This is a genomic window from Agromyces sp. NPDC060279 (assembly GCF_042726785.1).
In the GTDB taxonomy this organism is placed as follows: domain Bacteria; phylum Actinomycetota; class Actinomycetes; order Actinomycetales; family Microbacteriaceae; genus Agromyces.
The window spans coordinates 1-20,588 of record NZ_JBHXBK010000004.1 but is presented as its reverse complement, the minus strand read 5'-3'; the positions used below and the strand labels follow the sequence as shown (position 1 = coordinate 20,588).

At 72.7% G+C, this 20,588-nt stretch carries 18 protein-coding genes; 7 read left to right on the top strand and 11 right to left on the bottom strand.

The window, feature by feature from the left end:
- Positions 1 to 62 precede the first annotated feature (62 nt).
- Complete coding sequence (locus ACFWE1_RS12700) at positions 63 to 680, top strand: GNAT family N-acetyltransferase (protein WP_376933796.1); 618 nt, start codon at positions 63 to 65, stop codon at positions 678 to 680.
- Here ACFWE1_RS12700 and ACFWE1_RS12695 read toward each other — a convergent pair.
- Positions 605 to 1,243 carry a hypothetical protein gene (locus ACFWE1_RS12695; protein WP_376933795.1) on the bottom strand — a complete coding sequence of 213 codons (639 nt, stop codon included), beginning with the start codon at positions 1,241 to 1,243 and terminating at the stop codon, positions 605 to 607. The genes ACFWE1_RS12700 and ACFWE1_RS12695 overlap by 76 nt on opposite strands.
- A gap of 161 nt (positions 1,244 to 1,404) precedes the next feature.
- Here ACFWE1_RS12695 and ACFWE1_RS12690 point away from each other — a divergent pair, with 161 nt between their 5' ends.
- Entirely contained in the window at positions 1,405 to 2,892 is a 1,488-nt protein-coding gene (locus ACFWE1_RS12690) for an MFS transporter (RefSeq protein WP_376933794.1), read from the top strand.
- A gap of 26 nt (positions 2,893 to 2,918) precedes the next feature.
- Here the strand turns inward: ACFWE1_RS12690 and ACFWE1_RS12685 are convergent, their stop codons facing one another.
- On the bottom strand, positions 2,919 to 3,569 hold the full coding sequence (locus ACFWE1_RS12685) for an NADPH-dependent F420 reductase (protein WP_376933793.1): 651 nt from the start codon (positions 3,567 to 3,569) through the stop codon (positions 2,919 to 2,921).
- Positions 3,570 to 3,756: 187 nt separating this feature from the next.
- Here ACFWE1_RS12685 and ACFWE1_RS12680 point away from each other — a divergent pair, with 187 nt between their 5' ends.
- Positions 3,757 to 4,863, top strand: coding sequence for an LLM class flavin-dependent oxidoreductase (locus ACFWE1_RS12680; protein ID WP_376933792.1), 1,107 nt, complete (start codon positions 3,757 to 3,759; stop codon positions 4,861 to 4,863).
- Positions 4,864 to 4,912: 49 nt separating this feature from the next.
- Here ACFWE1_RS12680 and ACFWE1_RS12675 read toward each other — a convergent pair whose 3' ends face one another.
- The 8 genes from ACFWE1_RS12675 to ACFWE1_RS12640 form a co-directional block, all read right to left on the bottom strand.
- On the bottom strand, positions 4,913 to 6,103 hold the full coding sequence (locus tag ACFWE1_RS12675; RefSeq protein ID WP_376933791.1) for a cation:proton antiporter: 1,191 nt from the start codon (positions 6,101 to 6,103) through the stop codon (positions 4,913 to 4,915).
- A 13-nt stretch (positions 6,104 to 6,116) separates the two neighbouring features.
- Complete coding sequence (locus ACFWE1_RS12670) at positions 6,117 to 6,611, bottom strand: cation:proton antiporter regulatory subunit (protein WP_189085917.1); 495 nt, start codon at positions 6,609 to 6,611, stop codon at positions 6,117 to 6,119.
- 85 nt (positions 6,612 to 6,696) lie between these two features.
- Complete coding sequence (locus ACFWE1_RS12665; protein WP_376933790.1) at positions 6,697 to 7,578, bottom strand: metal-dependent hydrolase; 882 nt, start codon at positions 7,576 to 7,578, stop codon at positions 6,697 to 6,699.
- A gap of 7 nt (positions 7,579 to 7,585) precedes the next feature.
- A complete protein-coding gene (locus ACFWE1_RS12660; RefSeq protein ID WP_189085919.1) occupies positions 7,586 to 7,762 on the bottom strand; it encodes a hypothetical protein in 177 nt (58 codons plus the stop codon).
- 100 nt (positions 7,763 to 7,862) lie between these two features.
- Positions 7,863 to 9,020: an acyl-CoA dehydrogenase family protein gene (locus ACFWE1_RS12655; protein WP_376933789.1), complete on the bottom strand. Its 1,158-nt coding sequence runs from the start codon at positions 9,018 to 9,020 to the stop codon at positions 7,863 to 7,865.
- A gap of 9 nt (positions 9,021 to 9,029) precedes the next feature.
- Positions 9,030 to 9,899 (bottom strand): DUF4349 domain-containing protein, encoded by an 870-nt coding sequence (locus ACFWE1_RS12650; RefSeq protein ID WP_376933788.1) that lies wholly within the window; start codon positions 9,897 to 9,899, stop codon positions 9,030 to 9,032.
- Positions 9,900 to 10,052: 153 nt separating this feature from the next.
- On the bottom strand, positions 10,053 to 10,880 hold the full coding sequence (locus ACFWE1_RS12645) for an aldo/keto reductase (protein WP_376933787.1): 828 nt from the start codon (positions 10,878 to 10,880) through the stop codon (positions 10,053 to 10,055).
- Positions 10,881 to 10,893: 13 nt separating this feature from the next.
- Positions 10,894 to 12,102, bottom strand: a complete 1,209-nt coding sequence (locus tag ACFWE1_RS12640; RefSeq protein WP_376933786.1) for an MFS transporter — start codon at positions 12,100 to 12,102, stop codon at positions 10,894 to 10,896.
- Positions 12,103 to 12,347: 245 nt separating this feature from the next.
- Between ACFWE1_RS12640 and ACFWE1_RS12635 the strand changes: the two genes are divergently transcribed.
- The 3 genes from ACFWE1_RS12635 to ACFWE1_RS12625 are packed head-to-tail and all read left to right on the top strand — an operon-like array spanning position 12,348 to position 15,063.
- A complete protein-coding gene (locus ACFWE1_RS12635; RefSeq protein ID WP_376933785.1) occupies positions 12,348 to 13,244 on the top strand; it encodes an ABC transporter substrate-binding protein in 897 nt (298 codons plus the stop codon).
- 2 nt (positions 13,245 to 13,246) lie between these two features.
- Positions 13,247 to 14,254, top strand: a complete 1,008-nt coding sequence (locus tag ACFWE1_RS12630) for an amino acid ABC transporter permease (RefSeq protein ID WP_376933784.1) — start codon at positions 13,247 to 13,249, stop codon at positions 14,252 to 14,254.
- A 56-nt stretch (positions 14,255 to 14,310) separates the two neighbouring features.
- A complete protein-coding gene (locus tag ACFWE1_RS12625; RefSeq protein ID WP_376933976.1) occupies positions 14,311 to 15,063 on the top strand; it encodes an amino acid ABC transporter ATP-binding protein in 753 nt (250 codons plus the stop codon).
- A gap of 55 nt (positions 15,064 to 15,118) precedes the next feature.
- Here ACFWE1_RS12625 and hrpA read toward each other — a convergent pair whose 3' ends face one another.
- Positions 15,119 to 19,123 (bottom strand): ATP-dependent RNA helicase HrpA, encoded by a 4,005-nt coding sequence (hrpA, locus tag ACFWE1_RS12620; protein WP_376933783.1) that lies wholly within the window; start codon positions 19,121 to 19,123, stop codon positions 15,119 to 15,121.
- Between the two features lie 131 nt (positions 19,124 to 19,254).
- On the opposite strand from hrpA, the gene ACFWE1_RS12615 reads away from it, so the two are divergent.
- The gene (locus ACFWE1_RS12615) at positions 19,255 to 20,085 is read left to right on the top strand and encodes an aldo/keto reductase (protein WP_376933782.1); all 831 of its coding nucleotides are present in this window, start codon (positions 19,255 to 19,257) and stop codon (positions 20,083 to 20,085) included.
- Positions 20,086 to 20,588: the final 503 nt, after the last annotated feature.

Below are 20,588 nucleotides of genomic sequence, written 5' to 3'. Positions count from 1 at the left end.
GCGGCGGCCGGGCGCGTCACCGGCCGCCGGTAGGATCGCGGCATGGCCGAAAGCGCGTCGCGATGACCCTCCTCGTCCGCCAGTACCAGCCGGCCGACCGCGACGACATCGCCGACGTCTGCCTCCGCACCGCGATCGCGGGCGGCGACGCGAGCGGCCGCTACTCCGACGACGCCCTCATGCCCGAGGTGTTCGCGCTGCCCTACCTCGCCTACGACCCCTCGCTCGTCTTCGTCGTGACGAACGGGCACCGGGTCGTCGGCTACGTCCTCGGCGTCGCCGACACCCGCGACTTCGTCGAGTGGTGGCGGCGCGAGTGGGCACCCGGGTTCGCGGCGAGGCATCCGCGCCCCGGGCCGCCCACCGGGCGCGAGCCGGCGTTCACCGAGGCGCGCCTGCTCGAGGCGGGCCGAGACCCCGAGCGCATGCTCGTGGCCGAGCTCGACGACTACCCCGCGCACCTGCACATCGACCTGCTGCCCGAGGCGCAGGGGCAGGGGCTCGGCCGCCGGCTCGTCGACGTGCTGCGCGCGGCGCTCCGCGGTCGGGGGGTTCCCGGCGTGCACCTCGGCTTCGACCCGGCGAACACCGGGGCGCGCGCGTTCTACGAACGGCTGGGTTTCGTCGAGCTGCCCTCGAGCACGCCGACGGCGCCGCTCTTCGGCATCAGCACCGACTGATCGCCCTCGGCGCGCAGCTTCGGCCGGCGCTCGAACCAGTAGAGCAGTCGCGGGTCGCTGCGGCGGAGCTCCGCCATCGTGACGGGCTCCTCGCGCACGACCTCGTCGACGCCGAGAACGGGGGCGACGAGGTTCATCGTCTCCTCGTCCCAGAAGCCGCCGCGCATGCGGAACACCGAGTGCCCGCGACGGTCGACGACGAAGAGCTGGGAGCTCGTCTCCGAACTCGCCCCGCGGTACAGCTGCACCCGCAGCACGCCGGAGATGTCGCGCGCCGCGATCGTCTTGGTGCCGCCGAAGAAGCCGCGCTCGACGATCCCGGCCGCGCTCACGGACGCCCGGGTGCGCCGGTACTGCAGGAACGCGAGCGCCACGGCGCCCGCGATCAGCACGGCGAGCACGCCGACGAGCAGGAACGGACGCGTGCTGCCCGGGCGGTAGAGCACCCAGAGCGCGAGGCACAGCAGCGGCAGCGCGAGCGTCGCGATCGGCAGCCCGATCGACCAGCCGAGCGTGCGGCGCGGGCGCAACGTGCGCACCTGCAGGCCCGCCCGGTCGATCACGGGAGGCAGGGCGGATGGGTCCCCAACGCCTTCGCTCTCCTCATCCACCGGTGCCCTCGACATAACCCGTACATCATGCGCCTGCCCCGCGGGTCGCGCTATTCCTCATTTATGAGGACATCGCCCGTTTCCGGCTCGGCAGCGGGCATAGTCTGGAGCGGATGCCGAACCCACCGTTGACCCAGTCGATCCCGCTCACCCCCGACAAGCGCTGGCGCGCGTACTGGGTGTGCGTGTCGGTCGCGGCGCTCACGATCCTCGACCTCTCCAAGGTGAACGTCGGCCTGCCCTCGATCGAGACCGCGCTCGGCGCGAGCCCGACCGAGCTGCAGCTCGTCGTCGCCGGCTACGTGCTCACCTTCGGGCTCACCCTGGTGCCCGCCGGCCGTATCGGCGACCAGCGCTCACGCAAGGCGATGTTCCTCATCGGGCTCTCGCTGTTCCTCGTGACGAGTGCGATCTGCGCGCTCGCTCCGAACGGGGCCGTGCTCCTCGTCGGCCGGCTGCTGCAGGGCGTCGCGGCCGGCATCCAGATGCCGCAGGTGATCGGGCTCGTGCAGCAGCTGTTCCAGGGCGCGGAGCGCGGCAAGGCCTTCGGCCTCTTCGGCGCCACGATCGGGCTCGCCACGGCCTTCGGCCCGACGCTCGGCGGCCTCGCCATCGCGCTCGGCGGACCGAGCGACGGCTGGCGCTGGATCTTCTGGATGAACGTGCCGCTCACCCTCGTCGCGATCGCCCTCGCGGTCTGGCTGCTGCCGCAGACGCGGTTGCCCTCGCCGGGGCGGCTCGAGCTCGACCCCGTCGGCGTGCTGCTCTTCGCGGTGACGGTGCTCTCGCTGATGTGGCCGTTCCTCTTCACGACGGGCTCGCCCGACGACGACCCCGCCCGGTGGTGGACGCTCGTGGTCTTCGTGCTCGGCCTCATCGCCTTCGTCGCCTGGGAGCGCCGCTATGCGGCGCAAGGGCGGCATCCGCTCGTGCCGCTCGCCCTCTTCCGGGTCGGCTCGTTCCGCAACGGCACGGTGCTCGCCGCGGTGTACTTCGCCGCGATGCCGTCGATGTTCCTGCTCACGACGCTCTACCTGCAGCACGGCCTCGGCCTGCAGGCCGTCTTCGCGGGCATGGTGGGCATCGGCTTCGCGCTCGTGAGCGCCGTGACCTCCATGATCGGCGGGCGGCTCGTCGAACGCCTCGGCCGGCCCCTCGTCGTCTGGGGCATCGCCCTGCTCCTCGCGGGGGTCGGGCTGCTCGTGCTCGCCGCCGTCGCGACGCCGGAGGTGTGGACGCCCTGGGCGATGGCGGCCGCGATGGTGCTCGCCGGCGCGGGCGGCGGCTTCGTCGTCTCGCCGAACCAGACGCTCACCCTCGCCGACGTGCCGGTCAAGCAGGGTGGGCTCGCCGGCTCGGTCGGCCAGCTCGGCCAGCGCATCGGCACGGCCATCGGCACGGCGCTCACGCTGTCGATCTTCTACGCGACGATCTACCGGGAGTCGGGCGGCGACGGCAGCGCCGGCGGGGCGGGCATCGACGTCTACCACGACGCCTACGCGCTCGCGATGCTCGCGGTCGCCGTGCTGCTCGCCGTCGCGCTCGCGGTGGGCCTCGTGGACCTCGGCGCCCGTCGGCGTCGTCGCAGCGCGCTCGGCTAGGCGCCGCCGATCCGCGCCGCCTCGCCTCAGGCTGCGGCGTGGGCGGCCGCGAACATGCCGGCGAGCTCGGCGGCGGACAGCTCCCGCCCGAAGGCGGGGTGGCCGGGCTCGAGCACGCGCCCGTTCGCGAGCGGGCCGCCGTCGACGGCGTCGAAGCCGATCGCGTCGATGATCCCGGCGAGCACGGCGCGCGCGTCGGGGTCGTCGCCGACGACCGCGAGGGCGCGGCGCAGCGGGTCGCCCGCGGGCAGCGCGTCGTCCTCCATGTCGTGGTAGCCAAGGTGGTTCAGCGACTTGACGAGCCGCATCGCCGGATTGCGCGACTCGTGCTGCTCGCTCGTCGAGCGGGGGTCGGCGTCGACCTCGGGCAGCTGCCCGTCGATCGGCGGCCAGTAGTTCATGGCGTCGACGACGATGCGGCCGTCGAAGCTCGACCACGGCACCGTGCCGGCCTTGCCGAACGGCACGGCGACGATGACGACGTCGGATGCCGCGACGAGCTCTTCGGGGGAGGCGACGACGGCGCCGGGCGCGACGACGCCGACGAGGAGTTCGAGCGCGGTCTGGCGGGGCGAGCCGGCGATGCGCACCTCGTAGCCGGCCTCGACGAGGAGGCGCGCGAGTGCCGTGCCGACCTTTCCGGCGCCGAAGATGCCGATGCTCGGTCGCTGCTCCACGTGCGTTCCACTCCTGTTCGATGCGGCGGGCGCGTCGTGCCCGTTCGTCCATGCGGTGCAACGCCCCCGGTCGGCGGCGCATTCCCGGCGCGGATCGCGGGGCGGCTCCGGGCGGTTCCCGGGGCCCCGGCCATTCCGCTCCGGCGGGATCGGGAATAGTCTCGGCGAGGGGGAGGTTCCGCAGAGCATGCAGACGTATGAATTCGGCCTCGACACCTTCGGCGACGTCACGGTCGGCCCCGACGGTGCGACGCTCAGTCACGCGCAGGTGCTGCGCAACATCGTCGAGGAGGCCGTGCTCGCCGATCGGCTCGGGCTCGACTTCTTCGGCATCGGCGAGCATCACCGGCACGAGTTCGCGGTGTCCGCGCCCGAGGTCGTGCTCGGCACGATCGCCGGCCGCACCGAGCGCATCCACCTCGGCTCCGCCGTCACCGTGCTCTCGAGCGACGACCCGGTGCGCGTCTTCCAGCGCTTCGCGACGCTCGACGGGCTCTCCGGCGGACGCGCCGAGGTCATCCTCGGCCGGGGCTCGTTCATCGAGTCCTTCCCGCTCTTCGGCTACGACCTGGCGCAGTACCAGGAGCTCTTCGAGGAGAAGCTCGAGCTGTTCTCCGCGCTCCTCGAGCAGGAGCCCGTCACCTGGTCCGGCGCGCTGCGCGCCCCGCTCACCGAACAGCGCGTCTTCCCGCCCGTCGAGCACGGCCGGCTGAAGACGTGGATCGGCGTCGGCGGCAGCCCCGAGTCCGTCGTGCGCGCCGCGCACTACGGCCTGCCCCTCGTGCTCGCGATCATCGGCCGCAGCCCCGCGCGCTTCGCCCCGCTCGCCGACCTCTACCGCAAGGCGCTCGCCCAGTTCGGCAAGCCCGAGCAGCCCGTCGCCATCCACTCGCCCGGCTTCATCGCCGACAGCGACGAGGAGGCGCTCGACCTCCTCTGGCCGCACTACCAGGTGATCATCGACCGGATCGGCCGCGAGCGCGGCTGGGGCGCGGTCACCCGGGAGCACTTCGAGGCGGAGGCCTCCGCGCACGGCGCGCTCTTCGCCGGCTCGCCGGAGACCGTCGCGCAGAAGATCGCCGCGGCGCTGCGCAACGTCGGCGCCGTCCGCTTCGACCTGAAGTACTCGAACGGCACGCTGCCGCACGAGGCGATGCTGGGCAGCATCGAGCGCTATGGCAGCGAGGTCGTGCCCCGGGTCCGCGAACTGCTCGCGGCCGCGGAGCAGCCGAGCGAGACCGACGCCGAGCGGCTCGCCCGCGCCGATCGCGCCGACGCCGCCGCCGAGGGTTGAGCACGCCGCCGAGGGCTGAGCAGAGTCGAGCTGCGCCGCGCACCGCGGCTCAGCTCGGCGCCGGCTCCTTGGCGAGCCGGCGCCGGCGCACCGCCTGGCGGAACCACATGGCGTCGGGCATCCGAGCGAGGAAGGTGCCCAGGATGATCGTGAGCAGCACGTAGTCCGTCGCGAGCGAGGCGAGCGCCGGGGTCACCCCGGCGGTCACCGCGAGCCCCGCGATCACGATCGAGAACTCCCCGCGCGGGATGAGGCTGAAGCCCGCCCGCCACTGGCCGAGCGCGGCGACGCCCGCCCGCCGGGCGGCGAACGCCCCGGTGGCGACCTTCGTCGCGGAGGTGACGACGACGAGCACGAGCGCGGGCACGAGCATCGACAACAGGTTCGACGAGTCGGTGGTGAGCCCGAAGAACACGAAGAAGGTCGCCGCGAACAGATCGCGCAGCGGCGTGAGCACCTGGCTCGCGGCCGCCGCGACCCGGCCCGAGAGGGCGATGCCGACGAGGAACGCGCCGACCGCGGCCGACACCGAGACCTCCTGCGCGACGCCCGCGACGAGCATGGTCAGCCCGAGCACCCCGAGCAGCAGCGGTTCGGCGTGGTCGGCCGGGAACAGCTTGGAGACGATGGCGCCGTGCCGCAGCGCGATGTAGAGGATGACGACGACGACCGTCACCGCGATCGCGACGGCGATGGCGCCCTGCCAGAGGCTCACCCCGATGACGATCGCCGAGAGCACCGGCAGGTAGAACGCCATCGCCAGGTCCTCGAGGACGAGCACGCCGAGCAGTGCCGGCGTCTCGCGGTTCGAGAGGCGGCCGAGGTCGCGCAGCAGCTTCGCGATCACGCCGGAGGAGGACACCCAGGTCACTCCGGCGAGGGCGACCGCGGCGATCGGCCCCCAGCCGAGCAGCAGGGCGAGCGCGGCGCCGGGCAGCGCGTTCAGCAGGCCGTCGACGATGCCCGCCGCGCGCGCGGACTTCAGGCTCTCGAAGAGCTCGCCCGCGGTGTACTCGAGGCCGAGCAGCGCGAGCAGCAGGATGACGCCGATCTCGGAGCCGGTCTGCAGGAACTCGATGCTGGCGTCGAACGGCACGATGCCGCCCTGGCCGAAGGCGAGGCCGAGCAGCAGGTAGAACGGGATCGGCGAGAGGCCGATGCGCAGGGCGAGGCGCCCGAGCAGACTCATGCCGAGAAGCAGCGCGCCGACTTCGATCAGGAGCAGCGTGGTCTCGTGCATACGGGGCGCGGACTCAGTCTGGTCCGTTGGCGAGCAGCCGCGAGACGCCGTCGAGGCCCTCGCGGGTGCCGACGGCGACGATCACGTCGCCGGCCCGCAGCGATTCGGCCGGGGTGGGCGAGGGGATGACCTGGCCGTCGCGCACGATCGCCACGATGGAGGCGTGCGTGCGGGTGCGGGCCTTGGTGTCGCCCAGGGTGCGGTTCAGGAACGGCGAGTCCGTGGGCAGGGCGATCTGCTCGGTGTAGAGGCCGGCCGTCTCGTCGGAGAGGCTCGTCAACCGGGAGAGCATGACCGAGGCGCCGAGGACGTCGGCGAGCGCCGCCGCCTCCTCGTCGTTCAGCGGCACGGAGTTGCGGCAGGCGTCGGGGTCGTCCTCGTCGAAGACCCCGAGGTCGCGTTCGCCGTCGCGGTGCGAGACGACGCTGATGCGGCGACCGTGCTCGGTCACGAGATCGTGCCGGACGCCGATGCCCGGCAGGTCGACCTTCTCGATGCGAATTCCCACGTCGGCAATGGTACTCCCGCCGGAGGGGTGCTCCGGCAGCCGCGGGCGAGTCGCTCCGGGCCGCTCGCGGGGATCGTTCGCGGGGTCAGCCCCGCGGCGTCGCGCGGGTGGTCATGACGAGCACGGGCGTGCCAGCGTCGTCGCGAAGTGAGAGCTGCACGTCGAGGCCGCCGAGCGCGCCGGTCGAGGCGACGTGCGTGCCGCCGCAGGGGATCCGCGCCGTGGCATCCGGAAGTTCGCAGACCCAGCTGCGCCGGTCGGTGAGCGTCGGGCCCTCGGCCTCGATGCGCACCGCGGCATCCGCCGCGACCCACGCGGTGAGCGTCGCCTCGATCTCCGCGGCGAGCGCGGGGAGGGAGGCCTCGTCGAGCGAGGCCGTGTCGAAGCCGGCGCGGCGCAGCGACTTGTTCAGCCGGTAGCGGTCGACGGAGCCGTCGGCCTCGATGCGCGAGCTCTGGATGGCCGTGCCGTCGAAGTCGGGGGCGCCGAGCGCGTCCCGGCGGGGCTCCTTCGACCAGCGCCCGGCGAGCGCCCGGTTCAGCGCGAGCGAGGCGAGGTGGCAGGCGGTGTGGCCGACGCTGAGGGCGGCGCGCAGCTCGGGGTCGGCGACGATCTCGACCTCCTCGCCCTCGGCCGGCGCGCCGGCGGCGTCGACGAGGTGCGCGACGAGGAACGTCCAGCCCTCGGTGCCCTTGCGCACCGGAACGGCGTCGCCGAGGTGCAGCTCGGCGCCGTCCGTCGCCGCCACGACGGCGTCGACGATCGGCAGCTCCCGGCCGCCCGCGCGGAGCACGCCCCGGTCGGCGGGCTGGTCGGGCCAGGCGGCGTCGACCGGGTGGAAGCTCGTGGTGTCGGTCACGACGGCGACGAGGCCGTCGGCGGCGGGGGCGACGTGCAGCACCGTCGCGGTGCTCGTGAGCGCCCCGGACGGGTAGTCGACGCGGGTCGGCGTGCCGGGCAGCGTCATCGGCGGATCAGACGCCGTCGCGACGGCCGAGCAGGTTCATCGGGATCGCCATCGCGAGCGAGACGCAGATGATGCCCGCGAAGAAGACGATCGCCTCGACGCCCGCGAGGTGCGGCGCGGTGCCCATGAGCCACATGCCGAACACGAACAGGCCCATGGCGATGAGGAAAGCGACGACGTTCACAACGACCTCCAGAGTGCGGGTGCGGGCGGATGCCGCCTCCTCCAGTCTAGCCAGGCGCGCACCGGCGCCGCGGCCGGGCCGGGCCGCGCCGACGGCCCGCTCAGTGCTCGGCCGGGCCGAGCAGCGCGTTCGCGACGGTGCCGTGCGCGGACTCGTCGTCGGAGGGGTGGAAGAGGCCGGCGAGCACGTCGCGGTACAAGCGGCCGAGCTCGTTGCCCGCGAAGTAGCTCGAGCCGCCGGCCACCCGCACCGCCTGGTCGACGACCTGCTTGGCCGTCTCGGTGGCGCGCACCTTCGCCCCGGAGAGCTTCGGGTACCACTGCGCGCCGTGGTCGACGAGTTCGTCGACGTCGCGGGCGAGCGAGCGCAGCTGCGGTTCGATGGCGTCGTGCGCGATCGCGGCGTCGGCGATGCGCCAGCGGATGTCGGGATCGCTCGAGAGCGGCCGGCCGCCGTGCTTCATCGAGGTGCGGCGGCGCGCGGCGGCCACCGCGAGCTCGATCGCCCGGCCGCCGATGCCCGTGTAGACCGCCGAGAGCAGGAGCTCGAAGTTCGCGAAGATGCCGAAGACGAGGGGGTCGGCGTTCGGGCCGGGATCGAGGCGGCGCACGATCCGGTCGGCGGCCGCGTACGCGCCGTCGAGCACCGTGGTGCGACTCTGGCTGGCCCGCATGCCGAGCGTGTTCCAGTCGTCGAGGATCTTGACGTCCGGGTCCTCACGGTCGATGAACGCGTAGACGAGCTTGGGCGCGTCGGCGGACGTCGAGTCGAGCCCCATGGTGCCGAGGCGCGTCCAGGCGGGCGACAGCGAGGTGAAGATCTTGCGCCCGGTGAAGCGGTACCCGCCGTCGGGCTGCGGGTCGGCCTCCGAGCGCGAGCCGAAGAGCATCAGGTCGTTGCCGGCCTCGCTGATGCCGAAGCCGAACAGCTCGCCCTCGCCCGCCTCGCGGAGCAGGAAGTCGAGCGTGTCGTCGCCCCGCTCGTGCAGCACCCTCGCGACGCCCGTCCACACCAGGTGCATGTTGACCGCGAGCGCCGTCGCCGGGGCGGCGCCGCCGAGGCGCATCTGGCCCCGCACCGTGTCTTCGAGGCTCCAGCCGAGCCCGCCGAACTCGGCGGGCACGAGGGCGCGCAGGTAGCCGAGCTCGCGCAGCTCCTCGAGGTCTTCCGTGAAGAAGGCGTTGTCGCGGTCGTAGCCGGCCGCGCGCTCGCGGATACGGTCGAGCAGGATGTCGTCGAGCAGCGTCTCAGGGCCCACACCCGAAGCCTACGCCTCCGGGTCGGGCCGGCGGCGCGTCGCGAGCAGCACGATCCCGACGACGAGGCCGCCGAGCACGACGAGGACGCCGAGCCACGGCAGGGCGACGCCGAGGGCGACGAGGGCCGTCCCCGTGAAGGCGACGAGCGAGTCCCAGCCGACGGCGAGCCCTGACCAGAAGTCCCCGGGGCCGGCGCTCGGCGCGACGCCCTCGGTGACGAGCTCGAGGCTCACGGTGGCGTAGTCGATCTGGTCGACGAGGAGCTCGCGCTGCGCGGTGAGGCCGTCGAGCTCCGCCTGCCTGGTGGTGAGCTCGGACTCGATCTCGATGAGGTCGGCGGTCGTCGCGGCGCTCGCGAGGAGCTGCTGCAGGCGCGCGACCGAGGCGGTGAGGGCGTCGATCCTGGCCTCGAGGTCCTGCCGCTCGACCGTGACGTCCGAGGCGTCGAGCGACACCTGGTCGACGTGCCCGAGTTCGCGGAGCGCGGCGACGGTGCCGTCGAGCTCGTCGGCCGGGATCCGGAGCACGAGCGAGGCGCGCGCCTCCTGCGTCTCGGTGCCCGGGGTCTCGGAGCGGTGATCGACCCGGCCGCCCGCGCGCTCGACGAGGGCCGAGGCATCCGCCGCCGCGGCGAGGGGGTCCTCGACCGTGAGTTGCAGCCAGCCGGTGGTCACCACGCTGCGCTCGCTCGTGCCGTCGGCGTCCTGGGCCGTGTCCGCGCCCGCCGGCTCGTCGGCGAGCGGAGCACCGGGGGCGGCCGGCATGTCGGGGGACGAGGAGCCCCCGCCCTGGCCGGTGCAGCCGGCGAGCAGCAGGGCGGCGAACGCCGCCGCGGCGAGGGCCGCGAGGGGCCGTGGGAGTCGCGTCGTCGTGGTCATGGCGGACACGCTAGGGCGGACGCCGAGGGCCGTGGCTGACCGGGCGCTGGGAGTCCGGTCACGATCGGGTTGCCGTCTCCTGGGAGTCCCTCGGCGGCCACAACCGCGGCCGCCGCTCGTTCGTCGGCGTCGGCGTCGGCGTTGGTTCCGCGTTCAGTCGCCGTCGGGGTCGCGACCCGTCCGCTCGCCCGACTCGAGGCCCGCGATCTCGGCGAGATCCTGCGCGTCGAGCGCGAAGTCGAAGACGTCGAGGTTCTCCCGGATCCGCTCGGGCGAGGACGCCTTCGGGATCACGACGTTGCCGAGCTGCACGTGCCAGCGCAGCACGATCTGCGCCGGCGTGCGGCCGTGCTTCGCGGCGATGCCGGCGAGCACGGGATCGTCGAGCACGCGGCCGCGCGCGAGCGGCGACCACGCCTCGGTCAGGATGCCGTGCGCGCCGTCGTACGCGCGGAGCTCCGTCTGCGGCAGCCAGGGGTGCAGCTCGACCTGGTTCACGACCGGGGCCACGCCGGTCTCGTCGATGAGCCGCTCGATGTGGTGCGCGTGGAAGTTCGCGACGCCGATGGAGCGCACCCGCCCCTCGTCGCGGAGCCGCACGAGGGCGCGCCAGCTATCGACGTAGCGGTCGGTCGAGGGCACCGGCCAGTGGATGAGATACAGCTCGATGCGGTCGAGCCCGAAGCGGCCCATCGAGGCGTCGAAGGCGCGGAGCGTCTCGTCGTAGCCGTTGTCGTCCTTCCAGACCTTGCTCGTGACGAAGAGCTCCTCGCGGGGCACGGGCGCCTCGCGCACGGCGCGGCCGACCTCCGCCTCGTTCGCGTAGAAGGCCGCGGTGTCGAGGTGGCGGTAGCCGGCGTCGATCGCGGCGCGGGCGAGCCGGGTGGCGTCCTCGGCGGGCACCTTGTAGAGGCCGAAACCGAGCTGCGGGATCTCGGCGCCGTCGGCCAGCGGCAGCAGGGGCGAGCGGTGGTCGGACATGCGGTCCTCCTCGTCAGCTGGGGGTGATCGGCACCGGCTCGGTGTCGGGCATCGGGCTCGCGTCGCGGCCGCGGAGGTCGGGGTGCCAGCGTTTGGCGAGGGCCGGCACGAGCGTGCCGAGCAGGGCGAGCGCCGAGGCGGCCCAGAACGCGCCCTGCGCACCGTTGCCGTCGATGAGGAAGCCGGCGAGCGCCGAGCCGAGGGCGGCGCCGATGAGCTGGCCGGTGCCGACCCAGCCGTAGGCCTCCGCGGTGTCGGAGAACTTCACGCTCGCCGAGACGATCGCGAACAGCACGGCGAGCGCGGGGGCGATGCCGATGCCCGCGACGAAGAGGGTGCCGGCGAGCCACCAGAAGTCCATCGCCGCGGCGGCGAGCGCGGTGCCGGCGAAGACGATGAACATGCGTCGGGCGGTCGACCACGGGCTGATCGGGGCGTGGCCGAGGAAGAGCCCGCCCGCGAGGCTGCCGATCGAGAAGATGGCGAGCACGAGGCCCGCCTCGGGGCCGCCGTGGCCGAAGACGGCGACGACGCCCGCCTCGATGGCGGCGCACGCCCCCACGAGGAGGAAGCCCACCACGGTCGCGAGCAGCACGGCCGGACGGGCGAGCACGACGCCGAAGCGGCGCTTCGAGCGCGGGATGCGCACCCGGCCGAGCTCGGGGGAGGAGATGAACCAGGCGCCGCCGACGACCATGAGCGCGGCGGCGAGCAGGATGCCCCAGATGGTGCCGATCTGCGTGGAGACGAAGGTCGTCACGACCGGGCCGACGACCCAGATGATCTCCTGCGCCGAGGCGTCCAGGGAGAACAGCGGGGTCAGCTGGCGGGAGTTCACCATCTTCGGGTAGATGGTGCGCACCGCGGGCTGGACGGGCGGCGTGGCGAGGCCGGCGAGCAGGCCGATGCCGAGGTAGAGGGGCATGACCGGCGGGATGACGCCGATGGCGACGATCGCGGCGACGCAGATGGTGAGCGTGGTGACGAGCACGGGGCGCATGCCGAAGCGCCCCATCATGCGGCTCGTGAGCGGGCCGGCGACGGCCTGACCGACCGAGGTCGCGGCGAGCACGAGGCCCGCGGAGCCGTACGAGCCGGTCTGCTGCTCGACGTGCAGGAGGAAGGCGAGCGAGAGCATGCCGGAGGGGAATCGGGCCGTCAGCTGCGCCGCGATGATGCGGGCGACGCCCCTGGTCTTCAGCAGTTCCGAGTAGCTCCCCACAGTTGGACCACTCTATCGAGCGCGGCCGCCGGGGGAAGCCGCCGCGAGATGGGTGAATCGCTGCGTGCATTTCGAGGCGAGCGCCAGAATCCTGCGTTCGAGCGCCGGATCACGGCGTATTCGGTCGTGAGTTCGGGTCGGCGCGCCCGGGCGGGCTATGCTCGGGCCACGGCGACGGAGCCTTGGAGATTACGCTACGTCGTCGTACGTGTCCCCAATCACTTCGTGACGACAGAGGTCCCATCATGCACACCCGACGTCTGCTCCTCCCGGCCGCCATCGCCTCGGCCGCCGCGCTGCTGTTCACCGGCTGCGTCGACAACAGCACCCCGCCCAGCGCCGCCCCCAGCGACGACACCGGCGCATCCATCGCGGTCGACGAGGCCGCGGTCGCGCTCCTCCCCGAGGAGATCAAGAGCGCAGGCGAGCTCGTCGTCGGCACCGACGCCGCCTACCCGCCCAACGAGTACAAGGACGCCGACGGCAACCCCATCGGCTGGGACGTCGACCTCGTCGACGCGCTCGGCGCCAAGCTCGGCCTCAAGATCACGTACGAGATCGCGAGCTTCGACAAGATCATCCCGTCGATCACCGGCGGCACCATGGACCTCGGCATGTCCTCCTTCACCGACAACGCCGAGCGCCAGAAGCAGGTCGACTTCGTCGACTACTACAGTGCGGGCATCCTCTGGGCCGCCCCCAAGGGCAAGACCGTCGACCCCGACAACGCCTGCGGCCTGAAGGTCGCCGTGCAGGCCACGACGTACGAGCACACCGACGAGCTCCCGGCCAAGAGCCAGGCCTGCGTCGACGCCGGCAAGCCCGCGATCGAGATCACGCCGTTCGACACCCAGGAGGCCGCGGCCAACGCCGTCGTCCTCGGCCAGGCCGACGCGATGAGCGCGGACTCGCCCGTGACCGGCTACGCGATCGCCCAGACCGACGGCAAGCTCGAGCAGGCCGGCGAGGTCTTCGACTCGGCGCCCTACGGCTTCCCGGTGAAGAAGGGCTCGGAGCTCGCGAAGGCCGTGCAGGCCGCGATGCAGTCGCTGATCGACGACGGCACCTACGGCGACATCCTCGCCGAGTGGGGCGTCGAGGCCGGCGCCGTCGACACGATCGACATCAACGCGGGCAAGTAGGCATGAGCGACTCGTCAGCCGGCCGGGCGTCCTCGCCCGCGCCGGCGGGCGGGGCGCCCGCCCCGTCCAGCGGCCCCGAGAAGGTCGTGAAGCTCCGGCATCCCTGGCGCATCGTCGTCGCGGTGCTGCTGCTCGCCGCGGTCGCGGTCTTCGTGATCGACGCCGCGCAGCGCGAGGCCTTCGACTGGGCCTCCGTCGGCAAGTACGTCTTCGACAAGCGCGTCACCCAGGCCGCGGGCTTCACCCTGCTGCTCACCGTCCTCTCGATGATCATCGGCGTGGTGCTCGGCATCATCCTCGCGGTGATGCGGCAGTCGCCGAACCCCGTGCTGAAGTCGGTCGCGTGGGTGTACCTGTGGATCTTCCGCGGCACGCCGGTGTACGTGCAGCTCGTCTTCTGGGGTCTGCTCGCGACGATCTACTCCTCGATCGACCTGGGCGTGCCGTTCATGGAGCCGTGGGTGTCGTTCCCGACCAAGCTGCTCTTCAACGCCTTCTGGCTGACGGTCATCGGCCTCGGCCTGAACGAGTCGGCCTACATGGCCGAGATCGTGCGCGCGGGGCTCCTCTCGGTGGACCCGGGGCAGCACGAGGCCGCGACGGCGCTCGGCATGGGCTGGGGCAAGACGATGCGCCGCGTCGTGCTGCCGCAGGCGATGCGCGTCATCATCCCGCCGACCGGCAACGAGGTCATCTCGATGCTGAAGACGACGTCGCTCGCCACGGCCGTGCCGTTCACGCTCGAGCTGTACACCCGAACCCGGGACATCTCGGTCGAGATCTTCAACCCGATCCCGCTGCTCATCGTCGCCTCGATCTGGTACCTCGCCATCACCTCGGTGCTGATGGTCGGCCAGTTCTTCCTCGAGAAGCGCTTCGCCCGCGGCGTGGGCGCGCGGCCCGATGCCGGCCCCGGTCCGGTGACGGCGTCCATGTCGGCCGTCGAGCTCGACGAGAGCGCGGCCGCCGACGCCGCCATCGCCGCCAAGCACGGAGGAGACGCACGATGAGCGAGCAGACGACGGCGCCCGCGGGCGCCCCCGCCGGAGGGGCCGCCTCGGTGCCGATGGTGCGGGCCGAGCACGTGTCGAAGAGCTTCGGCTCGAACGAGGTCCTGAAGGACATCTCGCTCGAGGTGAAGCGCGGCGAGGTGCTCTGCCTCGTCGGGCCGTCCGGTTCGGGCAAGTCGACCTTCCTGCGCTGCATCAACCACCTGGAGCAGGTGAGCTCCGGGCGGCTCGCGGTCGACGGGCAGCTGGTCGGCTACCGCGAGGCGGGCGGGCGGCTGCACGAGATGCACCCGAAGGAGATCTCGAAGCAGCGCCGCGACATCGGCATGGTGTTCCAGCGCTTCAACCTGTTCCCGCACATGACGGCCCTCGAGAACGTCATGGAGGCGCCGACGCAGGTGAAGGGGCTCCCGAAGGCCAAGGCGAAGGCCCGGGCGCTGGAGCTCCTCGCCCGGGTCGGCCTCGCCGAGCGCGCCGACTACTACCCGGCGCACCTCTCCGGCGGGCAGCAGCAGCGCGTCGCGATCGCCCGCGCGCTCGCGATGGACCCGAAGCTGATGCTCTTCGACGAGCCGACCTCCGCCCTCGACCCCGAGCTCGTCGGCGAGGTGCTCGACGTCATGAAGGAGCTCGCGAAGACCGGCATGACCATGGTCGTCGTGACGCACGAGATGGGCTTCGCGCGCGAGGTCGCCGACACCCTCGTCTTCATGGACGGCGGCGTGGTCGTCGAGACCGGCGTCCCGCGCGAGGTCCTCGCGAACCCGCAGCACCAGCGCACCAAGGCCTTCCTCTCGAAGGTCCTCTAGCCGCGGTCCGCGCGACGCCCGAACGGCGTACCGCGACGGAGGGCGCTCGCCCGGCTCAGCCGGCGAGCGCCTTCCGGATCCGCTGCACCGACACGGTCTCGGCCGTGCGCAGTTCCTGCGCGAACAGGCCGACGCGGAGTTCTTCGAGCAGCCAGCGCACGCGCACGAGCGCGGCATCGGCCTCCGGGTCGATCGGCACGGTGCCGCCCGCCTTCGCGTAGGCCTCGGCGGCCTGCGCGAACTCGGTCATGAGCTGCCGGTCCCGGCCGGGGTTCTCCTGCATCCGGCGCACCCGCACGGTGATCGCCTCGAGGTAGCGGGGCAGGTGCCGGAGCCTCGCGAGCCCGGTCGCCTGGATGAAGCCGGCGGGGGTGAGCGCCTCGAGCTGCGCCCTGGCGTCGGCGAGCGCCGACATCAGCTGCAGGCTCGACGCCTTCGAGATCGCGCGATCCGCTTCGCGGGAGGCCTTCAGGATCTTCGCGACGAGCGCGGCGGTCTCGAACATGCGCTCGACGACGACCGCACCGATCGCGGCGAGCGCGTCGTCGAACTCCGCGCGGCTCGCGAGCAGACCGTCGGGATGCCGCCGTCGCAGCTCGTCGTCGACGACCGCCGCGAGGCAGTCCTCGAGGAGCGCGCGCGGCCCCTGGTAGGCGCTCTGCCCGAGGGAGAGCTTCTCCTCGTTGGAGAGGTGCTCCTGCACGTAGGCCGACGGCGAGGGGGTCTGCAGCATCAGGAGCCGGCGGATGCCCCGGCGCGACGCCCGGTCGCGCTCCTCGGCCGTGGGCACGAGCACGAGGGCGACGCTGTCGCCCTCGTCGACGATCGCCGGGTAGGCGCGGATCGTATTGCCGCCCTGGCGGGTGTCGACGTGCGCGGGCAGCGCGTCCCAGCTCCAGCGGGTGATCCCGCGCTCGGGCTTCGGCCCCTCGTGCGCGGCGGCCGCGACGGCGGCGGGGCCGCGGCGCTCGCCGCCACCCGGGCCGCGCTCCGCTCGATCGGCGGCGTTCCGGCCGCCGCCCGTGAACGTCGCGGCGACGGCGCGCCCGGCCCGCTCGGCCAGCCGCGACTGCAGTTCGGCGAGCTCCTTCGACTCGCCGAGCGCGCGCCCGCGTTCGTCGACCGCACGGTAGGTGACCCGGAGGTGCGGCGGGATGCGGTCGAGCTCGAAGTCCTCCGCCGACACCGGCGCATAGGTGAGGCGCTTGATCGTCTGCGCGACGATCTCGGCGAACGGCGGGCGCGCCTCCCCGCTCTCCGGGCCGCCCGGAAGCTCGGCGGCGATCTTCGCCGCCCACTCGGCGGCGGGGACGACCTGGCGGCGCAGCACCTTGGGCAGGGTGCGCAGCATCGCGGTGATGAGCTCGTCGCGGAGGCCGGGCACCTGCCAGTCGAATCCGCTCGGCTCGAGCCGCGGCAGCAGCACGAGCGGCACGAGCACGGTGACTCCGTCGTCGGGGGCGCCGGGCTCGAAGCGGTAGGCGAGCCGCAGCCGCTGATCGCCCTGCACCCAGCCGTCGGGGAAGCCGTCGGCCGCGGCATCCGCCTCCTCCTCGCCGAGCAGGTCGGCGCGCGTCATCGTGAGCAGCTCGGGACGTTCGCGGTGCTCGCCGCGCCACCAGCGCTCGAAGCTGCGCACGTCGACGACGTCGGCGGGCACGCGCGCCTCGTAGAAGGCGACCGCGGCCTCGTCGCCGAGCAGCAGGTCGCGGCGGCGGGTGCGCTCCTCGACCTCGCCGAGCTCGCGGCGGAGCTCCCGGTTCGCCCGGACGAAGCGGTACACGCGCCGGTCGAGCCGGTTCCAGTCCCACTCCTCGAGCACGAGGGCGTGGCGGATGAAGAGCTCGCGGGCGAGCTCGGCGTCGGCGCGGGCGAGCTGCATGCGCCGCTTCGGCACGATGGCGAGCCCGTAGAGCGTGACCTTTTCGTCGGCGACGGCCGCGCCCTGCTTGCGCTCCCAGCGCGGTTCGGAGAAGCTCCGCTTCGCGAGCGGGCCGGCGAGCTGCTCGGCCCACGCCGGGTCGATCACCGCGTTGGTGCGGGCGAACAGCCGGCTCGTCTCGACGAGCTCGGCGCTCATCACGGCGGCGGGCGGCTTCTTCGCGAGCGCGGAGCCGGGGAAGATCGCGAAGCGCGCGCCGCGGGCGCCGAGGAATTCGGCCTGCTGGCGCCGCCCCTTGCGCTCCGCTTCGCGGGCCTGCCCGGCGCCGCCCCGGCCGGAGGAGGTCTTGGTGTCGTCGCGCAGGCCGAGCTGGGAGAGCAGCCCCGCGAGGAGCGAGCGGTGGATGCCGTCGGCGTTCGCCCCGGCCTCGGCGGCGGTGGCGCCCGCCGGGCCGGCCGCGATCTCGAGGCCGAGCGGCTTCGCGAGCCGGACGAGCTGGCGGTAGAGGTTCTGCCACTCGCGCACGCGCAGCGAGTTCAGGAACTCGGCCTTGCAGCGGCGTCGGAACGCGCTGCCGGAGAGCTCTCTCTGCTGCTGCTCGAGGTGGTTCCAGAGGTTCAGCAGGGTGAGGAAGTCGCTCGTCGGGTCGACGAAGCGGGCGTGCGCCTGGTTCGCCTCCTCGCGCCGATCGAGCGGGCGCTCGCGCGGGTCCTGGATCGTGAGGCCGGCGACGATCGCGAGCACCTCGCGGGAGACGCCGTGCGCCTTCGACTCCAGCACCATGCGCGCGTAGCGCGGTTCGATCGGCAGCCGGGAGAGCTGGCGCCCGATCCGGGTGAGCCGCGGGCCGCGCGGATCGTCGCGGCCGCCGGGCTCGAGCGCGCCGAGTTCCGCGAGCAGATCGAGGCCGTCGCGGACGCCGCGGGTGTCCGGCGGGGTGAGGAAGGGGAAGTCCTCGATCGGGCCGAGCCCGAGGGCGGCCATCTGCAGGATGACGGCGGCGAGGTTCGTGCGCAGGATCTCGGGGTCGGTGAACTCGGGGCGGCGCGCGAAGTCGTCCTCGCCGTAGAGGCGGATGGCGATGCCGTCGCTCGTGCGGCCGGAGCGGCCCGAGCGCTGGTTGGCCGAGGCCTGGGAGATCGGCTCGATCGGCAGCCGCTGCACCTTGGAGCGCGCGGAGTAGCGGCTGATCCGCGCCGTGCCGGCGTCGACGACGTAGCGGATGCCGGGCACGGTCAGGCTCGTCTCGGCGACGTTGGTGGCGAGCACGACCCGGCGTCGCAGCCCGGCGACCGCCGAGCGCTCGAAGACGCGGTGCTGCTCCGCGGAGGAGAGCCGGCCGTAGAGGGGGAGCACCTCGGTCGCCCCGCCCCGTCCGCCGCGGCGCTCGGCGTGCGCGCGCACCGCCTGCTCGGCATCGCGGATCTCGCTCTCGCCGGAGAGGAAGACGAGCACGTCGCCCGGTGCCTCGCGGTCGAGCTCGTCGAGCGCGTCGAGGATGCCCTGCTGCACGTCGCGGTCGTCGGCGGCGGCGCCCTCGTCGTCGTCGCCGGCCGCATCGCCGACGAGGGGGCGGTACCGGATCTCGACCGGGTAGGTGCGCCCGGACACCTCGATCACGGGGGCGGGGGTGCCGTCGGCGTCCGCGAAGTGCGTCGCGAAGCTCTCCGGGTCGATGGTCGCGCTCGTGACGATGAGCTTGAGGTCTGGGCGGCGGGGGAGCAGCTGCTTCAGGTAGCCGAGCAGGAAGTCGATGTTGAGGCTTCGCTCGTGCGCCTCGTCGATGATGATCGTGTCGTAGCGGCGGAGCTCCCGGTCGCGGTGGATCTCGTTCAGCAGGATGCCGTCGGTCATCACCTTCACCCGGGTCGACTCGCTCGCCCGGTCGGTGAACCGCACCTGGTAGCCGACGAGGCCCCCGAGCTCGGTGCCGGTCTCCTCCGCGATGCGCTCGGCGATCGTGCGGGCCGCGATGCGGCGGGGCTGCGTGTGCGCGATCTGCTCTCGGCCGACCTCGAGGCAGAGCTTCGGCAGCTGCGTCGTCTTGCCCGAGCCGGTGGCTCCCGCGACGATCACGACCTGGTGCTCGCGCAGCGCGCGCGCGATCTCCTCCCGCTGCGCCGAGACGGGGAGCTCGGGCGGGTAGGTGATGGGCGGCACCGGGGCGAGTCGAGACATGAGCCCTCCATCGTATGACGCGGGGCGCGGCCGGCGGGGCGTTCCGAGGGCCGCCGCGCCCGTCCGCTGGCGATGATCGCGAGCAGCGAACGCCCCTCCCGGGTGTCGGCGGGGCGTGGTGGGATGGAGGCATGACGCAGGTTCCCGTGGTGCAGCTCAACGACGGCCGTTCGATCCCGCAGCTGGGGTTCGGGGTCTTCAAGGTCGATCCGGTCGAGACGGAGCGCATCGTGAGCGATGCGCTCGAGGTGGGCTACCGCCACCTCGACACCGCGCGCATCTACGACAACGAGGCGGGCGTCGGGCGGGCCATCGCGGCGTCCGGCATCCCGCGCGACGAGCTCTTCATCACGACCAAGCTCTGGAACGACGATCAGGGCACGCAGTCGGTGTTCGACGCGTTCGAGGCGAGCCTCGAGCGACTCGGCCTCGACGAGGTCGACCTCTACCTGATCCACTGGCCGTCGCCCGCGCGCGACCGCTACGTCGAGACGTGGCAGGCGTTCGAGCGCATCCGCGAGTCCGGCCGCGCCCGGTCCATCGGCGTCTCGAACTTCCTCGTGCCGCACCTCGAGCGGCTGCTCTCCGAGACGAGCGTGGTGCCGGCCGTCGACCAGATCGAGCTGCACCCGGCGCACCAGCAGCCGGCGACCGCGGCGTTCGCCCGCGAGCACGGCATCGCGATCGAGGCGTGGGGTCCGCTCGGCCAGGGCAAGTACCCGCTGCTCGAGCTGCCCGAGGTGACGGGCGCCGCATCGGCGCACGGCAAGACGCCGGCGCAGGTCGTCATCCGCTGGCACCTGCAGCGCGGCCACATCGTCTTCCCCAAGTCGAACCGGCGCGAGCGCATGGCCGAGAACTTCGACGTGTTCGACTTCGTGCTCGACGAGGCCGAGATGCAGGCGATCACCGCGCTCGAGCGCGAGGGGCGCGTGAGCGCGCACCCCGACGAGGTCGAGTAAGGCACCCGGCACCTTCGAGCAGGGCGAGGCCCGTTCATCCGCGAGGATGGGCGGGCCTCTGCTCGTCTCCGGCGCCGTCTTCGGGCGAGAACGGCGGAAATCCGGGCGACACGCCCGGGATGCAGGCCCGATTTTGCTGCGGCGGCCGGAGCCGCGTAAGTTATTCCATGTCGCCACGGCGGCCGGAAAACGCGAGAAGCGAACGGGCCCCGAACGGCGAAGATCTTAGCCAAATAACCTCGAAGGCGCAGCATTGCGACTCGGTGATTTCAAGCCTAAGATGAAACCTCCTCCTCTGTGAATCTCGATCCAGATCTCTCTGGTTCGAATCGCTCGGTCTCGACCGGCTCGCAGGGGTGGTACGGTAGACAGGTTGCCCTGATTGAAGGTCTGATTGACCGGAGTTCAGGTGCGTCCGTTTCTTGAGAACTCAACAGCGTGCACTATGTTCAATGCCAATTTATTGAACCCCAGCCTGCTTTGGCAGGTGGGATTCCTTTGAT

Bases quoted from the DNA above. Each gene is read 5' to 3' on its own strand.
- ACFWE1_RS12700 (WP_376933796.1), top strand. From the start codon at position 63: ATGACCCTCCTCGTCCGCCAGTACCAGCCGGCCGACCGCGACGACATC.
- ACFWE1_RS12690 (WP_376933794.1), top strand. From the start codon at position 1,405: ATGCCGAACCCACCGTTGACCCAGTCGATCCCGCTCACCCCCGACAAG.
- ACFWE1_RS12680 (WP_376933792.1), top strand. From the start codon at position 3,757: ATGCAGACGTATGAATTCGGCCTCGACACCTTCGGCGACGTCACGGTC.
- ACFWE1_RS12675 (WP_376933791.1), bottom strand. From the start codon at position 6,103: ATGCACGAGACCACGCTGCTCCTGATCGAAGTCGGCGCGCTGCTTCTC.
- ACFWE1_RS12665 (WP_376933790.1), bottom strand. From the start codon at position 7,578: ATGACGCTGCCCGGCACGCCGACCCGCGTCGACTACCCGTCCGGGGCG.
- ACFWE1_RS12650 (WP_376933788.1), bottom strand. From the start codon at position 9,899: ATGACCACGACGACGCGACTCCCACGGCCCCTCGCGGCCCTCGCCGCG.
- ACFWE1_RS12645 (WP_376933787.1), bottom strand. From the start codon at position 10,880: ATGTCCGACCACCGCTCGCCCCTGCTGCCGCTGGCCGACGGCGCCGAG.
- ACFWE1_RS12635 (WP_376933785.1), top strand. From the start codon at position 12,348: ATGCACACCCGACGTCTGCTCCTCCCGGCCGCCATCGCCTCGGCCGCC.
- ACFWE1_RS12630 (WP_376933784.1), top strand. From the start codon at position 13,247: ATGAGCGACTCGTCAGCCGGCCGGGCGTCCTCGCCCGCGCCGGCGGGC.
- ACFWE1_RS12625 (WP_376933976.1), top strand. From the start codon at position 14,311: ATGGTGCGGGCCGAGCACGTGTCGAAGAGCTTCGGCTCGAACGAGGTC.
- hrpA (WP_376933783.1), bottom strand. From the start codon at position 19,123: ATGTCTCGACTCGCCCCGGTGCCGCCCATCACCTACCCGCCCGAGCTC.
- ACFWE1_RS12615 (WP_376933782.1), top strand. From the start codon at position 19,255: ATGACGCAGGTTCCCGTGGTGCAGCTCAACGACGGCCGTTCGATCCCG.